This is a genomic window from Erythrobacter neustonensis (assembly GCF_001663175.1).
GTDB classification, from domain to species: Bacteria; Pseudomonadota; Alphaproteobacteria; order Sphingomonadales; family Sphingomonadaceae; genus Erythrobacter; species Erythrobacter neustonensis.
In genome coordinates, this window is sequence record NZ_CP016033.1 from 2992858 (window position 1) to 3009880 (window position 17023).

The 17023-nt window shown below is 66.6% G+C and carries 19 protein-coding genes; 9 read left to right on the top strand and 10 right to left on the bottom strand.

Annotated features, from left to right (window positions below):
* Position 1: 1 nt before the first annotated feature.
* The gene (locus A9D12_RS13950; protein WP_068352965.1) at positions 2 to 535 is read right to left on the bottom strand and encodes a TetR/AcrR family transcriptional regulator; all 534 of its coding nucleotides are present in this window, start codon (positions 533 to 535) and stop codon (positions 2 to 4) included.
* 112 nt (positions 536 to 647) lie between these two features.
* On the opposite strand from A9D12_RS13950, the gene A9D12_RS13955 reads away from it, so the two are divergent.
* Complete coding sequence (locus A9D12_RS13955; RefSeq protein ID WP_068352968.1) at positions 648 to 1055, top strand: hypothetical protein; 408 nt, start codon at positions 648 to 650, stop codon at positions 1053 to 1055.
* Between the two features lie 45 nt (positions 1056 to 1100).
* Positions 1101 to 2435 (top strand): phospholipid carrier-dependent glycosyltransferase, encoded by a 1335-nt coding sequence (locus A9D12_RS13960; protein WP_068352971.1) that lies wholly within the window; start codon positions 1101 to 1103, stop codon positions 2433 to 2435.
* A 9-nt stretch (positions 2436 to 2444) separates the two neighbouring features.
* Here A9D12_RS13960 and A9D12_RS13965 read toward each other — a convergent pair whose 3' ends face one another.
* From A9D12_RS13965 to A9D12_RS13985, 5 genes are read right to left on the bottom strand one after another with little or no spacing between them, the layout of a single operon-like run.
* Positions 2445 to 3539: a glycosyltransferase family 2 protein gene (locus tag A9D12_RS13965; protein WP_068352974.1), complete on the bottom strand. Its 1095-nt coding sequence runs from the start codon at positions 3537 to 3539 to the stop codon at positions 2445 to 2447.
* An 8-nt stretch (positions 3540 to 3547) separates the two neighbouring features.
* The gene (gene leuB, locus A9D12_RS13970) at positions 3548 to 4606 is read right to left on the bottom strand and encodes a 3-isopropylmalate dehydrogenase (protein ID WP_068352978.1); all 1059 of its coding nucleotides are present in this window, start codon (positions 4604 to 4606) and stop codon (positions 3548 to 3550) included.
* A 12-nt stretch (positions 4607 to 4618) separates the two neighbouring features.
* Positions 4619 to 5218, bottom strand: a complete 600-nt coding sequence (gene recO, locus A9D12_RS13975) for a DNA repair protein RecO (RefSeq protein ID WP_082925575.1) — start codon at positions 5216 to 5218, stop codon at positions 4619 to 4621.
* Between the two features lie 22 nt (positions 5219 to 5240).
* A complete protein-coding gene (locus tag A9D12_RS13980; RefSeq protein WP_068352981.1) occupies positions 5241 to 5489 on the bottom strand; it encodes an accessory factor UbiK family protein in 249 nt (82 codons plus the stop codon).
* A 59-nt stretch (positions 5490 to 5548) separates the two neighbouring features.
* Positions 5549 to 6097 carry a TspO/MBR family protein gene (locus tag A9D12_RS13985; RefSeq protein ID WP_068352984.1) on the bottom strand — a complete coding sequence of 183 codons (549 nt, stop codon included), beginning with the start codon at positions 6095 to 6097 and terminating at the stop codon, positions 5549 to 5551.
* Positions 6098 to 6407: 310 nt separating this feature from the next.
* Between A9D12_RS13985 and A9D12_RS13990 the strand changes: the two genes are divergently transcribed.
* On the top strand, positions 6408 to 6614 hold the full coding sequence (locus A9D12_RS13990) for a hypothetical protein (protein ID WP_068352988.1): 207 nt from the start codon (positions 6408 to 6410) through the stop codon (positions 6612 to 6614).
* A gap of 108 nt (positions 6615 to 6722) precedes the next feature.
* On the opposite strand, the gene A9D12_RS13995 is transcribed toward A9D12_RS13990, so the two are convergent.
* Complete coding sequence (locus A9D12_RS13995) at positions 6723 to 7487, bottom strand: TlyA family RNA methyltransferase (RefSeq protein ID WP_068352991.1); 765 nt, start codon at positions 7485 to 7487, stop codon at positions 6723 to 6725.
* 54 nt (positions 7488 to 7541) lie between these two features.
* Between A9D12_RS13995 and A9D12_RS14000 the strand changes: the two genes are divergently transcribed.
* The 4 genes from A9D12_RS14000 (at position 7542) to A9D12_RS14015 (ending at position 11466) form a co-directional block, all read left to right on the top strand.
* Entirely contained in the window at positions 7542 to 8102 is a 561-nt protein-coding gene (locus A9D12_RS14000) for a hypothetical protein (protein ID WP_068352994.1), read from the top strand.
* A 726-nt stretch (positions 8103 to 8828) separates the two neighbouring features.
* Entirely contained in the window at positions 8829 to 9905 is a 1077-nt protein-coding gene (locus A9D12_RS14005; RefSeq protein ID WP_068352996.1) for a branched-chain amino acid aminotransferase, read from the top strand.
* A 5-nt stretch (positions 9906 to 9910) separates the two neighbouring features.
* Positions 9911 to 10840, top strand: a complete 930-nt coding sequence (gene trhO, locus A9D12_RS14010; RefSeq protein ID WP_068352999.1) for an oxygen-dependent tRNA uridine(34) hydroxylase TrhO — start codon at positions 9911 to 9913, stop codon at positions 10838 to 10840.
* Positions 10837 to 11466, top strand: coding sequence for a glutathione S-transferase (locus A9D12_RS14015; protein ID WP_068353002.1), 630 nt, complete (start codon positions 10837 to 10839; stop codon positions 11464 to 11466). Before trhO ends, A9D12_RS14015 begins: the two co-directional genes overlap by 4 nt.
* Here the strand turns inward: A9D12_RS14015 and A9D12_RS14020 are convergent.
* Positions 11463 to 12374, bottom strand: a complete 912-nt coding sequence (locus A9D12_RS14020) for a LysR family transcriptional regulator (protein WP_068353004.1) — start codon at positions 12372 to 12374, stop codon at positions 11463 to 11465. The two genes, A9D12_RS14015 and A9D12_RS14020, sit on opposite strands and share 4 nt — an antisense overlap.
* Positions 12375 to 12477: 103 nt before the next feature.
* Between A9D12_RS14020 and A9D12_RS14025 the strand changes: the two genes are divergently transcribed.
* Both A9D12_RS14025 and A9D12_RS14030 read left to right on the top strand, forming a co-directional pair.
* Positions 12478 to 13179, top strand: a complete 702-nt coding sequence (locus A9D12_RS14025; protein WP_068353007.1) for a pirin family protein — start codon at positions 12478 to 12480, stop codon at positions 13177 to 13179.
* A gap of 86 nt (positions 13180 to 13265) precedes the next feature.
* Positions 13266 to 13862, top strand: coding sequence for an FMN-dependent NADH-azoreductase (locus A9D12_RS14030; protein WP_068353010.1), 597 nt, complete (start codon positions 13266 to 13268; stop codon positions 13860 to 13862).
* Positions 13863 to 13983: 121 nt separating this feature from the next.
* Here A9D12_RS14030 and A9D12_RS14035 read toward each other — a convergent pair whose 3' ends face one another.
* Both A9D12_RS14035 and A9D12_RS14040 read right to left on the bottom strand, forming a co-directional pair.
* Positions 13984 to 14886 carry a DMT family transporter gene (locus A9D12_RS14035; protein WP_068353013.1) on the bottom strand — a complete coding sequence of 301 codons (903 nt, stop codon included), beginning with the start codon at positions 14884 to 14886 and terminating at the stop codon, positions 13984 to 13986.
* 4 nt (positions 14887 to 14890) lie between these two features.
* On the bottom strand, positions 14891 to 16981 hold the full coding sequence (locus tag A9D12_RS14040; RefSeq protein ID WP_068353016.1) for an NAD(+) synthase: 2091 nt from the start codon (positions 16979 to 16981) through the stop codon (positions 14891 to 14893).
* Between the last annotated feature and the right edge of the window lie 42 nt (positions 16982 to 17023).

The window sequence follows — 17023 nt, forward strand, 5'->3', positions numbered from 1 at the left end:
CTTAGGACGGCAAAAGCCCGCCCGCAAGCAGCCCGTCACGCGCCGCAGCGGCGTGACCGATCGCGGCGAGCATCAGCGTGCCTTCGATCAGCGTCAGCAGATAGCGCGCGCCGCCTTTCGGATCGGGATCGCCTTCGGGCATCTGGCCTTCGAGCCATGCGAGCAGTTCGCCCATCATGGCATGCGCGGCCGGCTGAAAGCCTTGCGCCCCGCGCGCTGCGCCCGCGACGATTTCCCACCACAATTGCATGAAGGGCGCCATTTCGGGCGCGCGGGCGTGTTTGAGGATGCGTGCCAGCGCCTGTCCCCGCGTCGCCGCGCGCTCCCCCGCCAGCGCCGCATCGAGCGTTTCGGCATAGGTGCGCGCAAGATAGGCGAGCAGGTCGGCGAGCAGCGTCTCCTTGCTGCCGAAATGGTAGAGCAGCATCCGGTCGCTGGTGCCCGCAGCCTTCGCCAGCGGGCGCAGGCTTGCCTGCCCCAGCCCGTGGGCGAGCACATGCGCGGCGAGCGGCGGCAACAGGATTTCGCGCGTCATCGGCGGCTTCGACGGGAATTGTGGGCGTGGTGGGCGCATGGGCTGTTGTAGCGTGCGCTACATCCCGCTACAAGCCGGTGTAGCAGTCGCTACATTGCTCGGAGAAATTGCCATGCCCGATGCCGCCTATCCCCACCTCCCGCTGGTTCTAGTTGGCCTTGTGTTCGCCGTTGCCGCGATAATTTCGGTCTGGCTCCGCCCCAAGGCGCGCGGCAGCGTGGTGCTTGCCGCGGCGCTTTCGGCGGGCTTCGCCGCTTTCACCGCGATCACCATCGCGCGCGAGGGGGTGATGCCCGTGGTCGCCAACCACACCGCCAATCTGTGGGGCGTTCAGGTGTGGTGGGATCTGCTGTTTTCGCTCGGCGTCGCGTTCTTCCTGATCGCGCCGCGCGCGCGGGCGCAGGGGATGAACCTGCCTGCCTGGATGCTGTTCGTGCTTGCCACTGCCAGCATCGGTTTGCTGATGATGTGCGCAAGGTTGTTCTGGCTCGAAAATCGCGCTGCCGCGCGCGCGGCCTAATCGTCCCTTGCCCTTGGCCATGGGGCTGCCTAAGCGCGCGGCCCTATGGCCCACATCGAAGCGCCCGCTGCTCCCGCCGCCGTCCCTGCCCTGCGCCCGCGCGATCCGCTGGGCTGGTGCCTGCTGCTGACAGGGCTGTTCGCGCTGCTCACCGGCTGGCGGCTGGCGATCCCCTCGCAGCCCTATTTCGACGAGATTCATTATCTCCCCGCCGCGCGCGAACTGCTCGAGCTGCTGCGCACGGGGCAAGGCACCTATCTCAACCGCGAACATCCGCTGCTGGCGAAAGAACTGATTGCAGTTGGCATGGCGCTGTTTGGCGACAATCCACTGGGCTGGCGCATCATGCCTTGGCTGGCGGGCGTCATCGCCTACGGCGCAATGCTGCGCGCGATGTGGCATGCGAGCCATGACCGCTATGCGACGCTCGCCTTCGCGGTGCTGCTGGCGACGGGGTTTCATCTGTTCATCCATGCGCGGATCGCGATGCTCGACATCGTCATGGCAAGCGCGCTGGCGGTGGCGGCATGGCAGTTTGCCGTCGCCATCGCGCGGCCCGAACAGGGGCGGCTGCGCCTTGCGCTGACGGGGATCGCGATCGGCTGCGCGCTGGCGGCGAAGTGGAACGCGATTCCGCTGGCGGTGATGCCGGGGCTTATCTTCCTTGCCGCGCGCGCTTTTGCGGGGCGCCGCCGGTTGCTGCTGAGCCGCCGCGGCGCGCCGGTGCCGGGTGTCACGCTGATCGAAGCCTTCGTGTGGCTCGGGCTGCTGCCGCTTGCGGTCTATGCCGCGACCTTTATCCCCGGATACTGGCTGTCCGAGCCCCTCCACCCCTCGCCGCTGGCAGAGCGCGGGCTGATCGGGCTGCACCAGCATATCTACGAGCTGCAAAGCCAATTGAAGGTGCCGCACCGCTACATGAGCCAGTGGCCGCAATGGGTGCTCGACACGCGCGGGATCTGGTATCTTTATCAGGAGGTCGACGGCGCGCAGCGCGGGGTGCTGCTGATCGGCAATCCGCTGTCGATGTGGCTGGGGCTGCCCGCGCTGGTGTGGTGCCTTGTCGCAGGACTGTTCCAGCGCAGCGGGGTGCGGCTGGCAGCAGCGCTGGGCTATGCGGTCAGCCTCGGCCTGTGGGTGATCGCGCCCAAGCCCGTGCAGTTCTATTACCACTATCTCGTGCCGAGCTTCTTCCTGCTCGCAGCCCTCGCGCTGACGTGCAGCGATCTGCGCCGTCTGCCCAAGGGCGATTGGCTGGCGGGCGGCGTGCTTGCCGGCGCGGTGGCCGTGTTCGCAGTGTTCTTCCCGATCATCGCCGCGCTCCCCCTGTTGGGGCCCGACGCCTATCTCGAATGGATGTGGCTGAGCAGCTGGAAATAGGGCCCCGCCCTAGAACCGGCCCCACACGAACCGGCTCGACAACGCGTAGTTCCAGACCGATCCGACCACGATCCCCGCCAGCGCGGCCAGCGCCCAGAACACGCCCTGCCCTTCGAGGAAGGTAGCAATCGCGACATTGGCAAAGCCGCCAATCGCGCAGGTCGCGACAAAGCCGATCCAGCCGCGCAGCAATGCGCCCGCGCCGGTCAGCCGCTTGTCGCGATAGGTCAGCCAGTTGTTGAGCCAGAAATTGAAGCTCATCGCCACCAGCACCGCTGCCGTCTGCGCCCAGGTGAAGGCGTGGTCGAAGGCGAACAGCAGGCTGGTCAGCACCGCAAAATGCACCAGCACGCCCAGCGCCCCGACCGTGCCGAACAATGCGAAGCGGGTGGGGATCACCTTGCCCAGCGTCTTGTCGTAAAGCCCGGCAAGAAAATCGAACAGAATGGCGCGGTCCAGCTTGCTTTCTCCTTCGCGGCGGGCCGCGAAATTGAGCGGGAATTCCTTGACCCGCATGGTGGTGTCCGAGGTGGCGAGCAGGTCGAGCAGGATCTTGAACCCGATCCCGGTGAGCCGCGGCACCAGCGCGCGCGCCGCATCGGACGGCAGCATGAAATAACCGCTCATCGGATCGGTCAGGTCAACCCCGGTGATCCGCCGCGCGATCGCGTTGGCATAGGTCGAGAGCCTTTCGCGCTCGGGCGCGGCCCATTCGGCGGTCGATGCGCCTTCGGCAAAGCGGCTGGCGACACAGATGTCGGCCTCGCCCGCCTTCAGCGCGGCGAGCATGCCGGGAAGCAGCGCAGGGTCGTGCTGGTGGTCTGCATCCATCACCGCGACAAACGGCGCGGCGGTGGCGCAGAAGCCTTCGATCGCGGCACTCGCGAGGCCGCGCCGCCCGATCCGCTGGATCACCCGCACCCGCGCATCGGTCAACGCCAACGCGCGCGCCTCGTCGGCGGTGCCATCCTTGCTGTCGTCGTCGACGATGATGACTTCCCAGCGCGCGGCGGTGCCGATCGCGCGGTCGATCCGGTCGACCAGCGGAACGAGATTGCCGCGCTCGTTGAGCGTGGGCAGGATAATCGCAAGATCGAGGCTCATGGGAAGGCTTACAACCGCTCGCGCACCGCTGCGCCGATTGCGGCGGTGCCGTGGCTGCCGCCCAGGTCGCCGCCGAGGATGCCATCGGCCAAGGTGCGTGCCACCGCCGCCTCGATCCGCACGGCATCGTCTTCGCGGCCGAAGGAATGGCGCAGCATCATCGCCGCCGACAGGATCGTCGCCATCGGGTTGGCCTTGCCCTGCCCCGCGATATCGGGCGCGCTGCCGTGGATCGGTTCATACAGGCCGTAGGTGCCGTGCGCGGTCTGCCGTTCGCCCAGCGAGGCGCTTGGCAGCAGCCCGATCGATCCGACCGCAGCGCTGGCAAGGTCGCTGAGGATATCGCCGAACAGGTTGCCCGTCAGCACCACGCCGAAACGGTCGGGATGGCTAACCACCTGCATCGCGGCATTATCGACATACATGTGATCGAGCGTCACGCCCGGATATTCCGCGGCAACTTCGATCACCACATCGCGCCACAACTGGCTGGTCTCAAGCACGTTGGCCTTGTCGACGCTGGTAAGCGGCTGCCCGCTCACCGCCGCGGCGCGGAAGGCGACATGCGCGATCCGGCGCACTTCGTGTTCGGCATAGGACATCGCATCCCAGCCCTCACGCTCGCCATCGTCGGTCACGCGCTGGCCCTTGGCGCCGAAATAGACATCCCCGGTCAATTCACGCACGATCAGCAGGTCGAGCCCGCCCGCAATATCGGTGCGCAGCGGCGAGAGATGTTCGAGGCCCGCAAACACGCGCGCAGGCCGCAGGTTGGCGAACAGGCCCAGATGCTTGCGCAGGCCAAGGATCGCCTGCTCGGGGCGCAGGTGCCGTTCCAGCGCGTCGCAGGCCGGATCGCCCACCGCGCCGAACAGGATCGCGTCGGCCACGCGCGCGACCTCCAGCGTTTCGTCCGGCAGCGGCACCCCGTGGCGGTGATAGGCCGCGCCGCCCACATCGCCCGAAAACAGGGTGAGGCCCGGCAGCGCGAGGCTTTCGAGCACCGCGACCGCCTCGGCGGTAACCTCGGGGCCGATCCCGTCTCCGGGCAGAACTGCAATCTTCACGCGCGCATCCCTTCAAGCCATCCGCGCCAACCGTTCGGTCAACCGCAGCCTCGCGCCCATAACATCGCGCCGGTCGCCTGCAAGCAGGTAGTGCGCAAGGCGGCGCTCGAGTATCCCCAGCATTGCCATCTGCTGCGCCCAGTCGGCTCCTGCTGCGGGCGCTTCTCCGCCATAGCCGAGTTCGGACAGAAGCAGCGTTTCATACCCGATCAGCCCCGTCACCCAGCCGCGCGCCGAAGGAGCGAGCGCGATCGCTTCGAGCAGGCCTTCGAGCGCGGAATGCAGCGCAGGGTATGGCTGGCGCTCGGGAAGCGTCGCTGCGGTGAGCGCGCAGGCCCACTGGATCGCGGCGGCCGGCAGCGGCTCGGTGATCAGCGCGGCACGCGACTGTTCGAGTTCGATCCGCGCGAAAGGCAGCTGGCTTCCCGGGCGATAGGACAATTCGGCGGTGACGCGGTTGCCCGGCACCATCACCGCGCGCATCATCCGCCCGCGCCCGCCGGCAACATAGGCGGCAATCAGCCCGGCCTCGGCAGTGAGCACGCGCGCCATCGCGCCGGTTTCGCCCTGCGGACGCGCGCCGAGGAAAATGGCAGCCGCGGCGCTGGTCACACGCTACGCGCCGCGCCGGGGCTTACTGGCCCGATTTCGCTTCCAGCGCGGCGAGGCGCGCTTCGAGCGCATCGGCCTGTTCGCGCGCCTTTTGCGCCATCGCCTTGACCGTGTCGAATTCCTCGCGTGTGACGAAGTCGATCCCGCCCAAGGCTTCGCGCATCCGTTCGCGCGCGCCGTCGCGGGCTTCGCGGGTCATGCCGGCCATCGTGCCGGCAGCGCTGTTGGCGAGTTTGACGAGGTCGGCGATGATCGGGTTCTGGCTTTGCATGGCGCCTTTTTGGAGATGCTTGCCCCGAAGTGCAAGCATCGTCGGTTTATGAGCGGCGCTCAAAGCCGCACTTCGGTCGCCGCCCCATTGCCCGAATTCACGCCGCCATCGGGGTTTTCGGCAATGAACTGGTAATTGAGCACGCTCGCAAAGCACAGCCATGCCAGATAGGGCAGCAACAGCAGCCCCGCGGTGCGCCGCACCCGGAAAATCAGCGCCAGCGCGACGATGAGGCTGACCACCCCGAAACCCAGTACCATCAGTGCGGTGGTCATGTCCTGCAGGCCGAAGAACACCATCGACCAGCCTTGCGTGACGATGAAATGCACCGCGAACACGCCGAGCGCGATCCCGCGCCCCTGCGCGCCCCACGCGCTGGCGACCAATGCCAGCGCCAGCCCGATCATCACAAACAGGATGCTCCAGACGATCCCGAACACCACCGGCGGCGGATAGATCGCGGGCTTTTCAAGCCCTGCGAACCACGGGGTATCCGGCCCGCCAAGCTGGCCTGCAGCAAATCCGATCAGCAGGATCAGCGGCACCATGAACAGCGCCCAGCGCAGGAAACTCGCACGCAATTGCGCAGGGGAGGCAAGCAGATTCATCGGCGCTCCACGGTTGCGGCCGGTGTGCGGCCTGATCCATCGGCGAATGACTATCAGAGGCCTGCGATGCTTGCCACCTTTGCCGCGCGAAACCGCGCGCACTGCCCCGCGCAGACACGCTTCTCGCGCAGATCGTGGCACAAATGTGGTAAAAATTGGGCAGATTGTGTCAAAAACCTTTGGGGTCTGCCACACTTGCTGCTAGAGGCTGCCACATTCCTGCCGTGATTCGAAAGTGCGTTGCCGGCGGGGATTGATCTAACGCGCTTTGCTCATTCCGGCCCGTGCCGGGCCCGAAAAGGATTTTACCATGAAGAAGATCGCACTCGTTGCCGTCGCTGGCCTCGCTCTCGCCACCGCCGCTTGCTCGAAGCCGGCTGAAGAAGCTGCAACCGAAGCCGACGCGATGGCTGTTGCTGAAGAGCCGATGGTTGTCGAAACCCCCGCCGTCGACGCGACCGCCGACGCGATGGCTGTCGAAACCCCGGTTGTCGTCGAGACCCCGGCTGCCATGTAATCCGCTGGGCCTCGCGCCCGCAGGATTACCGGCGCTGGCCTCGTGCCAGTGACCAGGTTCAAGAAAGGCCGGTAGCAACCACGGTTGCTGCCGGTCTTTTCTTTTGCGCTATCCGCGATTGGCGCTGATCAGAAACTCGACATTGCCCTGCGGCCCGGTGATCGGGCTGGTGGCGATGCCCTGCACCGTCCAGCCGAGCCCTTCGATCCAGCCGCGCACTTCGTCGCAGACCCGCGCATGCAACGCAGGGTCGCGCACCACTCCGCCCTTGCCGACCTCCTCGCGCCCGACCTCGAACTGCGGTTTGATCAGCGCGACCAGACGGCATTGCGGCGCTGCCAGTTGCAGCGGCACCTCGAGCACCTTGGCCAGGGAGATGAAGCTCGCATCGCACACCACCCAGTTGCACGGGCGGTCGATGTGCCGAGGCGTGAGCAGGCGGGCCGACAATTGTTCAAGCACGGTGACGCGGTCGTCTTCGCGCAGCTTCCACGCCAGCTGGTTGGTCCCGCTGTCGACGCAGAACACATGCGCCGCGCCGTGGGTCAGCAGCACATCGGTAAAGCCCCCGGTGGACGAGCCGATATCCATCGCGACTGCGCCCGCCGGATCGAGCCCGAAGTGTTCGATCGCATGCGCCAGCTTGATCCCGCCGCGGCTGACCCAGGGATGATCGCGCCCGCGCACGTCGAGCGCGGCGTCCTCGGCCACCTGCTGGCCCGGCTTGTCGATCTTGGTCTCGCCCGCGAACACCAGTCCCGCCATTACCAGCGCCTGCGCGCGCGCGCGGCTTTCGGCAAGCCCGCGCTCGACCAGCAGCTGGTCGATCCGGCGCTTTTGCGGCTTGGCGGGACGGGGCGTGGGATCGGGCATCGGCTTGTTTTTCCGGGGTGGACAGCGCCCCGCCCTAGCGCGCAAAGTGGGGCGATGAAAGCTGTCCTGACCCTTATCGCCCTCGCCGCGGTGCCCGCGCTGGCCGCCTGTGTCCCGGCCACGCCCCCGCCGCCCACCGGCACCGCCGCGCCTGCACCGCGTGCCCAGACCCAGCCGCGCCCGGCCCCTGCGCCCGCCGCACCGCTTCCGGCAGCGGTGGATGGCCGCTGGATGGATGCGCCGCTGACACCCGGCGGCTGGCGTTACAGCCTCGGCGCGACCGGGCCGGTGGCGGTGTTCGCCGGATCGGGCGGGCGGGGCGAATTCCTGATGACTTGCGAACGTCCCGCCGGACGCGTCAGCCTGTGGCGCGCGGGGCGCAGCGGCGTGGCCCGCGCGATGACGATCCGCACGGAGACCGCCACGCGCAGTCTTGGCGCCGTGCAGGCCGAGGACACCAACCCCTATCTCGCCGCCGCGCTGCCATCGGGCGATCCGCTGCTCGATGCGATGGCGCTGTCCAAGGGGCGGTTCGCGGTCGAGGTCGAAGGCCAGCCGCCGCTGTTTTTGCCCAGCCACGCCGAGGTCAGCCGCGTGATCGAGGATTGCCGGTAGGCTTTCGTCCCCGGCGGGTCTTTGTTGCCCTACCGCCTCGCCATTTGCGGGCTGTTTCCTTCGCTTCGCTACGGAGCACCTGCGGCTCGCGCGCGCGCTCGCGACCGCCGCGCGACCGGACCACCGCCCCTTCCGATTCTCCAGAGCTTATCCACAGGCTTGCCCCCAGCCTGTCCACACCCACCGCGCATACGCAAAACGCCCGGAGGCGGCTCCGGGCGTTACCTGCCGCATGTGTCTGCGGCGAGCGAGGAGTATGACGCGGGAAAAGTTTTATTCAAGTCTTGTCGATGCGGCTTGGATGACTCACATTAACCCCTGAGACCAGCGACGCGCGCGGTTCTCGGCCCCCGGTGATACGATGGGGTCTGCTCACAAGCTCGAAAGGAGGTGATCCGATGTCTCATGGTTCAGTAGCGAGGTCGGTGAAGATCCCTACGGAGCATACTCGGTAATCGTCTTGCCAAGTAAGGCTTCGTGAGCGGCGCTTCCGGCCGCTGACCATGTTAAGGGCGTTTCCACCGACGGGCTGGAGACGCCCTTTTCATTTTTGAGGTTGCGAACCTGCCTCCGCAGGTTCGTCCTCGGCGAGCTTCAGGTCCTGCGGACCTGATCGCCTGCGGCTCGGCCGCGTGCCCTCGCGGGCCTTATGGCCCGAGCCGGCGCGATCCTCTTGGGCTGCAGAGTGATCTTGCCCTCCGGGGCGCGCAGGATTAGGCGCGGGGGATGCAACTCACCCGCCTGCCCCACCCCGCCCCCACGCCAGCTGATACCCGCGAACAGCTCGTCGCCGATCCCGGCTTCGGCACGGTGTTCACCGATCACATGGTCGTGATCGATTACGACGAGGCCTTGGGAGGCTGGCAGACCCCGGTGCTGGGGCCGCGCCAGCCCATTCCGCTCGATCCGGCGGCAAGCGTGCTGCACTATGCGCAGGAAATCTTCGAAGGGTTGAAAGCCTATCGCCACCCCGATGGCGCGCTGGGCCTGTTCCGGCCCGAAGCCAACGCCGCGCGCTTCAATGCCTCGGCCGAGCGCCTCGCCATGCCCGCATTGCCGCACGAGTTGTTCCTCGGCGCGATCACCGCGCTGCTGGAGGTTGATGGTAACTGGTATCCTTCGGTCGAAGGCGGCTCGCTTTATCTGCGCCCCTTCATGATCGCGACCGAGGCCTTTCTCGGCGTGCGCCCGGCGAAAAAATACAAGTTCATCGTCATCGCCTCGCCCGCCGGCAATTATTTCAAGTCGGGCGCCAAGGCGGTGAGCATCTGGATTTCGGACTACACCCGCGCCGCCCCCGGCGGGACGGGTGCGGCCAAGTGCGGCGGCAATTACGCCGCGAGCCTCGTTCCCACCGGACAGGCCTTTGCCAAGGGCCACGACCAGGTGCTCTTCCTCGATGCTGCCGAACACAAGTGGGTCGAGGAACTAGGCGGCATGAACCTGTTCTTCGTGTTTGCCGATGGCACCGTCGTCACCCCGCCGCTGACCGGCACGATCCTGCCCGGCATCACCCGCAATTCGCTGATCACGCTGCTGGAGGAACAGGGGCTGACCGTGTCCGAAGCCCCCTATTCGATCGACCAATGGCGCGATGATGCGGCATCCGGCCGGCTGACCGAGGTGATGGCCTGCGGCACCGCGGCGGTCGTCACCGCGGTCGGCAAGGTTGCAGGACCCGACGGCGAATTCACCATCGGCGCGGGCGGCATCGGCCAGACCACCGCGCGCTTGCGCGAAACGCTGGTGGGCATCCAGACCGGGCGGATCGCCGACACCCACGGCTGGGTCACGCGGGTTTGAGCGCAATGCCGATCCGGGTTGCCGCGCTCTATCACTTCACGCGGTTCGATGATCCTGCGGCGCTGCGCGCGCCGCTGCTTGGGCTGTGCGAGGCGCAAGGCATCAAGGGCACGCTGCTGCTCGCGCGCGAAGGGATCAACGGCACGATCGCCGGAACGCCGCACGCGATCGATGCGGTGCTGGCGCATATCCGCGCGCTGCCGGGCTGCGAGAGCCTTGAGGTCAAATTCTCCGGCGCGCCCGACATGCCCTTCCACCGCATGAAGGTGCGCGTGAAGCGCGAGATCGTGACGATGGGCGAACCCGACATCGACCCGACCCTGTCGGTCGGCCACTATGTCGATGCCGCGGACTGGAACGCGCTGATTGCGGACCCCGAAACGGTAGTGATCGACACCCGCAACGATTACGAGGTCGCGGTCGGCACCTTCAGGGGCGCGGTCGATCCGAAGACGCCGACTTTCCGCGATTTTCCCGGCTGGTTCCGCGACAACCGCGCGCAGCTCTTGGCGGGAAAGAAAAAGGTCGCGATGTTCTGCACCGGCGGCATCCGCTGCGAGAAGTCGACCAGCTTCCTGCGCGCCGAGGGAATCGAGGACGTGTTCCACCTGAAGGGCGGGATTCTCAAATACCTCGAGGACGTGCCCGAGGAAGACAGCCTGTGGCAGGGCGAATGCTTCGTCTTCGATGAACGCGTGACCGTGCGCCACGGGCTTGAACAGGGCACCTTCCAGCTGTGCCGCGCCTGCCGCCGCCCGCTCGATGAAGCGGCGCTGGCGCATCCCGATTACGAGGACGGGGTCAGCTGCCCCGCCTGCATTACTGAACGCACGCCCGAACAGCGCGCAGGCTATGCCGAACGCCAGCGGCAGGAGGCGCTCGCCAAGGCACGCGGGCAGGCGCATGTCGGCGCGGTGCGCCCGCCGAAGGAATGACGCTCCCCGTCCTCTATTCCTTCCGCCGCTGCCCCTATGCGATGCGCGCGCGCATGGCGCTGTGGGCGGCGCGAGAGCGGGTGGAACTGCGCGAGGTGAAGCTGGCCGCCAAGCCCACGGCACTGCTCGCTGCCAGCCCCAAGGGGACGGTGCCGGTGCTGGTGCTGCCGGATGGACGCGTGATCGACCAGAGCCTCGACATCATGCGCTGGGCGCTGGCGCAACACGATCCCGAAGGCTGGCTCCAAGGCGATGATCCGGCACTGATCGCGGCCAATGACGGCCCGTTCAAACATCATCTCGACCGCGCGAAATATCCGGGCCGTTACGACGAGAACGGCGTGACCGACCACCGCGCCGCCGCGCTCGCGCACCTTGCGCCGCTGGAGACGCGGCTGGCGGATAGGCAATTCCTCACCCGCGACACCTGCGCGCTGACCGATATCGCGCTGTTCCCGTTCATCCGCCAGTTTGCCGCGATCGATCCGGCGTGGTTCGCCGCCCAGCCGCTACCGCGCCTTCAGGTCTGGCTGGAACGCCTGTTGGCATCCAACCTGTTCGCGCATGTCATGCCCAAATTCGCGCCTTGGAAAGAAGGCGATCCGACGGTGGCGTTCGGGCCCTAGCGCAGCGCGTCACGACAGGCCGCCAAACCGTCCCTGAAAGCATCGACCAGCCAGCTTGCCGCCGGGCCCAGCCGCATGTCGCGCCGCCACAGCGCGGACAATCGGTAATGCGCGCCCGGCTTTTCGGGCAGATCGAGCTCGACCAAAGCGCCGCTTGCAAGGTCGCCCGCCACCATCGCGCGGGGCATGTTGCCCCAGCCCAGCCCCTCTTTCAGCAGCGAGTGCTTCGCCCCTAGATCGCCCAGCCGCCATGTCAGCGGCGAAAGCACCGAAAATTCGCGCCCTTCGGTCAGCGGGGAACGGTCGGTCAGCACCAGTTGCAGGTGGCCTCGGCTTTCCCCCGGCAGCACGCCGGCGCGCGCCAAAGGGTGTGAGGGCGCGGCGACCGGTATAAGGTCGATCTCGCCCACCGCCTGGCGTTCAAGCGCGGGGTCATCGCCGATCACCGGCCCGCCGATCGCAAGGTCGGCATCGCCGCCGATCACGCAGGCCGCGACCGCTCCCAGTCCCTCGATCCGCAGGGTAAGCGCGCAGGTCGGGAAGAACCGCCGGAACTCGCCCAGCACATGCGCGGTGACATCGCCCGGCACCATCACGTCGATCACCAGCGTCAGCGATGGCTCCTGCCCGGCATGGAGCGACCGCGCCTTGGCCAGCAGCGCATCGGCCCCGTCCGCGACGCGCCGCGCTTCGGCCAGCAACCCTTCGCCCGCCGCGGTGAGCACCGGGCGGCGCGAGCCTTCGCGGTCGAACAGGGTGAGCGCGAGCGCGGCTTCGAGCTGCGCGATGGCATAGGACACCGCCGACACCGCACGCCCGCTTGCCTTGGCCGCGCCGCCGAAACTGCCGTGGTCGGCAACCGCGATGAACATGCGCAGCTGGTCGAGCGTGGGTTCGCCGAGTTTCATGGCGCGCATGTTCGGATTATTCGAACATCTTGGCAAGTTTTATCGCACTTATCCGGATGAACCCATTGCCCTATCTCGTGTTCAACAGATGAGGAGCTATCCCATGATCGAACTGCGACCCTTCAATACGCTCGGCGCTGCCAACCACGGTTGGCTCGACGCGCATCACCACTTCTCCTTCGCGAATTATCACGATCCGGCACGGGTCCACTGGGGCGCGCTGCGCGTCTGGAACGATGACCGGATCGGTGCGGGTTCGGGCTTTCCCGCGCACCCGCATGCCGACATGGAGATCATCACCTATGTCCGCAGCGGCGCGATCACGCACCGCGACAGCATGGGCAACGAGGGCCGCACCGAAGCGGGCGATGTGCAGGTGATGAGCGCAGGCACCGGCGTGCGCCATTCCGAGTTCAACCTCGAAGATAGCGAAACCACGCTGTTCCAGATCTGGATTATCCCCGACGAACGCGGGGGCGAGCCGAGCTGGGGTGCGCGCCAGTTCCCGAAGGACGACCGCAACGGTGCCTTCGTGCCCTTGGCAAGCGGCGTGGCGAACGACAACGACGCGCTGAAAATCCGTGCCGATGCCCGCGTGCTGGGCGCAACGATCCGCGCCGGGGAAAGCGTCACCTACACGCCGCGCAGCGCCGACCGTCACCTCTATCTGGTGCCCGCCACGGGCCGCATCCGGATCGAGGAGGTCGAAGCCAATGCCCGCGACGGGGTTGCCATCACGCAGTTGGCGCAGGTGACGATCACCGCGCTCGAAGACAGCGAAGTCGTGCTGGTCGACGCAGCGTAAGTCCCTTCCCCCCGGAGCCGGCCGGCCCTTCCCCCTCTCCCTGTTGGCCGGCTCCACCCCTTTTCAAACACAGGAACACCCATCCGATGAGCAACATTCTCTACATCACCGCCTCGATCCGTTCGGAAACGCAAAGCGTCTCGCGCCAGATCGGCCAAGGCATCGTCGATGCGCTTGTGTCGCAGACCGGCGCCAGCGTCATCACGCGCGATCTGGCGGACAATGACATTCCCTATCTCACCGCAGAACGCTTTGCTGCCAACCTCGCGCCTGCCGATCAGCGCACGCCCGAGCAGGCGGAGCTTGCGCAGATCGCCGACACGCTGATCGCCGAGCTGCAGGCCGCCGACACGATCGTGATCGCCAGCCCGGTCTACAACTTCGCAGCCCCTGCCACGCTGAAGTCGTGGGCCGATCTGGTCGCGCGCGCGGGCACCACCTTCGCTTACACCGCCAATGGCCCCGAAGGGCGGCTGACGGGCAAGAAGGCCTATCTCGCCATCGCCAGCGGCGGGACGGAGGTGGGTAGCGATATCGATTTCATGACCCGCTGGCTGACCTTCTTCCTCGGCTTCCTCGGGATCAGCGATGTCGACATCATCGCAGCCGACGGGATCATGGGCGAAGGCGGCGAGGAAAAGATCGGCTCGGCAATCGCCGCGGCAAAGGGCGTCGCTGTCTGACCCCTTCCTGATCTTCGTCAGACCCCGCTTGGCACCATCCAACCCCCTTGCAGGCCCGTTCCGACGCGGGTTTGCGAGGGGGTTTCACATGGAAGCGAAGCTGTGCCGCAGGCACATACATTCACAGTTTCGGCCGCATCAGCTGCCACTTGAAGATCGTGCGGCTGGGCCGGATCACGATGATCGCGACCCCCACCAGCGCCATCGAGCCGCCGACAATCAGCGGCCAGCCGATCGTGTTGCCGGTCAGCCAAGTGCCGAACGCGATTGTCAGCAGCGGGGTCAGCAAGGTCAGCGGCACGATCATATTAGCGTCATACCGCTGGAAAAGCCGGAAATAGGCCGAATGCGCGCCCACCGACACCACCACGCCGGCAAACAGCACGCAGGCCGCCACCGCCAGTGGAGCAGCCGCAACCGCTTGGCTTTGCCCGCTTTCCAGCATCAGTGTGGCTGGCAGCATCACACCCAGTGACGCAAGCCCCGCCCATGCCTGAAGCGCCACCGCGCTTACCTCCAGCCGCTTGACGAAAACCGAGGCAAAGGCCCCGATGAACACGCCCGCAAAGGCGAAACCGAGGCCGACGGGATCGCCCGCCTCCGATGGCGCGCCGATCGCAAGACCCACGCCGCCCAGCGCCAGCGCCATGCCCAGCCCGCGCCGCCAGCGCACTTCCTCACCCAGAAAGATGATCGCGAACAACACCGTAAGCGGCGCGCCGGAAAGGTTGACGATGCCCACGGCCGAAGGGCTCGCGGTTTGCAGGCCGACGAATTGCAGGCCGAAACTGCCGCCCGTGATCGCAAACCCGATCAGCAATACCAGCGGCAGCCGTGCCGGACGCTGGCGCAGCAGCAGCGGGAACAACACTGCCAGCACCGTCAGCGACCGCAACACGGTATAGAACAGCGGCGGCAGGCCCAGCGTCGTCACCGCGATCTTGCTGACCACGACATTCATCGCCCAGGTGACATTGCAGAACAGCATGATGCCGATCGCGGACAAGGGCAGGCTTTTGGGCATCGGATCAGAGGCTTGCCGGCAATCCTTGGACAATATCTTCGGGCAGGCCGCTGCGCAGCTCCTCGCGCCAGACGGTTGCCACCGCATCCGACGGCGCACGCCAATCACCCCGCGGGCTCAGCGCGCCCGCCGACGAGACCTTGGGCCCGTTGGGCAGCGCCGACCGCTTGAACTGCGAGAAGCCGAAGAACCGCGCGCAGAACTTGTCGAGCCAGCCGGCAATCGTCGCCAGATCATAGGCGTTCTTTTCGCCATCGGGGAAACCGGCGGGCCACAAGCCTTGGCCCGCCTCTTTCCAAGCATGCCACGCAAGGAACGCGACCTTGCTCGGCCGTTGGCCGAAGCGGGTGATGTGGTGTATGAAAAAGTCGTTCAATTCGTATGGCCCGACGATGCTCTGCGTCGATTGCATCGCGCCGTCAGCGCCGGGCGGGACAAGCTCGGGGCTGATCTCGGTGTCGAGCACATCGGCCAGCACCTTGCCGCTCGCCTCGGTGAACTGCTCGGTGCGGATCGCCCAGCGGATCAAATACTGGATCAGCGTCTTGGGAACGCCCGCGTTGACCCCGTAATGGCTCATGTGATCGCCCACGCCGTAGGTGCACCAGCCCAGCGCGAGCTCCGACAGATCGCCCGTGCCGACCACGAAACCGCCGTTCTGCCCGGCCAGCCGGAACAGGTAATCGGTGCGCAGGCCCGCCTGCACGTTCTCGAAAGTGACATCGTGCACCGGTTCGCCATCGGCAAAGGGATGGCCGATATCGGCGAGCATCTTGGTTGCAGCGGGGCGGATGTCGATCTCGCCTGCGGTGATGTCCATCGCCTGCATCAGGCGGTGCGCGTTGTCCTTGGTCCGGTCCGAGGTGCCGAAACCGGGCATCGTATAGCCGCGGATCGCGGTGCGCGGCATGCCCAGCCGGTCGCAGGCCTTGGCCGCAACGATCAGCGCATGCGTGCTGTCGAGCCCGCCCGAAATGCCGATGATCAGCGACTTGGCACGCGTCGATTCGATCCGCCGCATCAGCGCATCGACCTGAATGTTGAAAGCCTCGTAGCAATCCTCGTCGAGCTTTTCGGGCCGGTCGGGGACAAAGGGGAAGCGTGCGACCGGCCGGATCAGGCCGATGTCGCCGGCCGCATGCGCATGCTCGAACACCACCTTGCGATAGCTTTCGGCCGGACTGCCGGCGAATTCCGCGGCATCGGCAAAGGTCTGGTTGCGCATCCGTTCGGCGGCGAGCCGTTCGGTGTCGATATCGACCACGGTCAGTTCGCCCGACCGGTCGAACCGCTGCGACTGGGCGAGCAGCGTGCTCATCTCATAGACAACGCCCTGCCCGTCCCACGCCAGATCGGTGGTGCTTTCGCCGTATCCGCTCGCCGAATAGACATAGGCAGAAATCGCCCGCGCGGCGAGCGAGCGGCAATGCAGGTGGCGGTCATCCGCGCGCCCGATGGTCACCGGCGAGGCGGACAGGTTGCACAGGATCAGCGCGCCCGCCATCGCGGCCTGCATTCCGGGCGGCACCGGCGCCCAGAAGTCCTCGCAAATTTCCACCCCGAAGCGGAAACCCGGAAGGTTTGCTGCGGTGAAGATCAGATCGGTGCCGAAGGGCACTTCCTCGCCCGCCAGCGCCATCCACAGATCGGTGCAACCGCGGCCGTGCGCGAAGTAGCGCTTTTCGTAGAATTCACGGTAATTGGGCAGGAAGCTTTTGGGCACAACGCCGAGGATCTGCCCGTGCGCGATCACCACCGCGCAATTGTAAAGCTTGTCGCCGCGCTTCAACGGCGCGCCCACCACCAGCACCGGGGACAGATCGGCAGAGGCCGCCACGACCTCGGCAATCGCGGCCTCGACCCGTTCGATCACCGCATGCTGCAGGATCAGATCGTCGATCGCATAGGACGACAGCGTCAGTTCGGGAAACACCACCAGATCGACATTCGCATCATGCGCCTTGTGCGCCTCGGCCAGAACGCCCTGGGTGTTGCAGGCGACATCCGCAGTGCGGGTGACGGGCGTTGCGGTGGCGACGCGCACGAACCCGTGACGATGGCAGTCGAAGAATGGGTGGGCCTCGGTCATCGGCATTACGTCTCCTGATTGCAGGAGGCTGTAACGCGCACGCGGCGT

What these genes read in the sequence shown, in the direction of transcription:
- A9D12_RS13950 (WP_068352965.1), bottom strand. Translation starts at nt 535, where the DNA reads ATGACGCGCGAAATCCTGTTGCCGCCGCTCGCCGCGCATGTGCTCGCC.
- A9D12_RS13955 (WP_068352968.1), top strand. Translation starts at nt 648, where the DNA reads ATGCCCGATGCCGCCTATCCCCACCTCCCGCTGGTTCTAGTTGGCCTT.
- A9D12_RS13960 (WP_068352971.1), top strand. Translation starts at nt 1,101, where the DNA reads ATGGCCCACATCGAAGCGCCCGCTGCTCCCGCCGCCGTCCCTGCCCTG.
- A9D12_RS13965 (WP_068352974.1), bottom strand. Translation starts at nt 3,539, where the DNA reads ATGAGCCTCGATCTTGCGATTATCCTGCCCACGCTCAACGAGCGCGGC.
- A9D12_RS13980 (WP_068352981.1), bottom strand. Translation starts at nt 5,489, where the DNA reads ATGCAAAGCCAGAACCCGATCATCGCCGACCTCGTCAAACTCGCCAAC.
- A9D12_RS13985 (WP_068352984.1), bottom strand. Translation starts at nt 6,097, where the DNA reads ATGAATCTGCTTGCCTCCCCTGCGCAATTGCGTGCGAGTTTCCTGCGC.
- A9D12_RS13990 (WP_068352988.1), top strand. Translation starts at nt 6,408, where the DNA reads ATGAAGAAGATCGCACTCGTTGCCGTCGCTGGCCTCGCTCTCGCCACC.
- A9D12_RS13995 (WP_068352991.1), bottom strand. Translation starts at nt 7,487, where the DNA reads ATGCCCGATCCCACGCCCCGTCCCGCCAAGCCGCAAAAGCGCCGGATC.
- A9D12_RS14000 (WP_068352994.1), top strand. Translation starts at nt 7,542, where the DNA reads ATGAAAGCTGTCCTGACCCTTATCGCCCTCGCCGCGGTGCCCGCGCTG.
- A9D12_RS14005 (WP_068352996.1), top strand. Translation starts at nt 8,829, where the DNA reads ATGCAACTCACCCGCCTGCCCCACCCCGCCCCCACGCCAGCTGATACC.
- trhO (WP_068352999.1), top strand. Translation starts at nt 9,911, where the DNA reads ATGCCGATCCGGGTTGCCGCGCTCTATCACTTCACGCGGTTCGATGAT.
- A9D12_RS14015 (WP_068353002.1), top strand. Translation starts at nt 10,837, where the DNA reads ATGACGCTCCCCGTCCTCTATTCCTTCCGCCGCTGCCCCTATGCGATG.
- A9D12_RS14020 (WP_068353004.1), bottom strand. Translation starts at nt 12,374, where the DNA reads ATGAAACTCGGCGAACCCACGCTCGACCAGCTGCGCATGTTCATCGCG.
- A9D12_RS14025 (WP_068353007.1), top strand. Translation starts at nt 12,478, where the DNA reads ATGATCGAACTGCGACCCTTCAATACGCTCGGCGCTGCCAACCACGGT.
- A9D12_RS14030 (WP_068353010.1), top strand. Translation starts at nt 13,266, where the DNA reads ATGAGCAACATTCTCTACATCACCGCCTCGATCCGTTCGGAAACGCAA.
- A9D12_RS14035 (WP_068353013.1), bottom strand. Translation starts at nt 14,886, where the DNA reads ATGCCCAAAAGCCTGCCCTTGTCCGCGATCGGCATCATGCTGTTCTGC.
- A9D12_RS14040 (WP_068353016.1), bottom strand. Translation starts at nt 16,981, where the DNA reads ATGCCGATGACCGAGGCCCACCCATTCTTCGACTGCCATCGTCACGGG.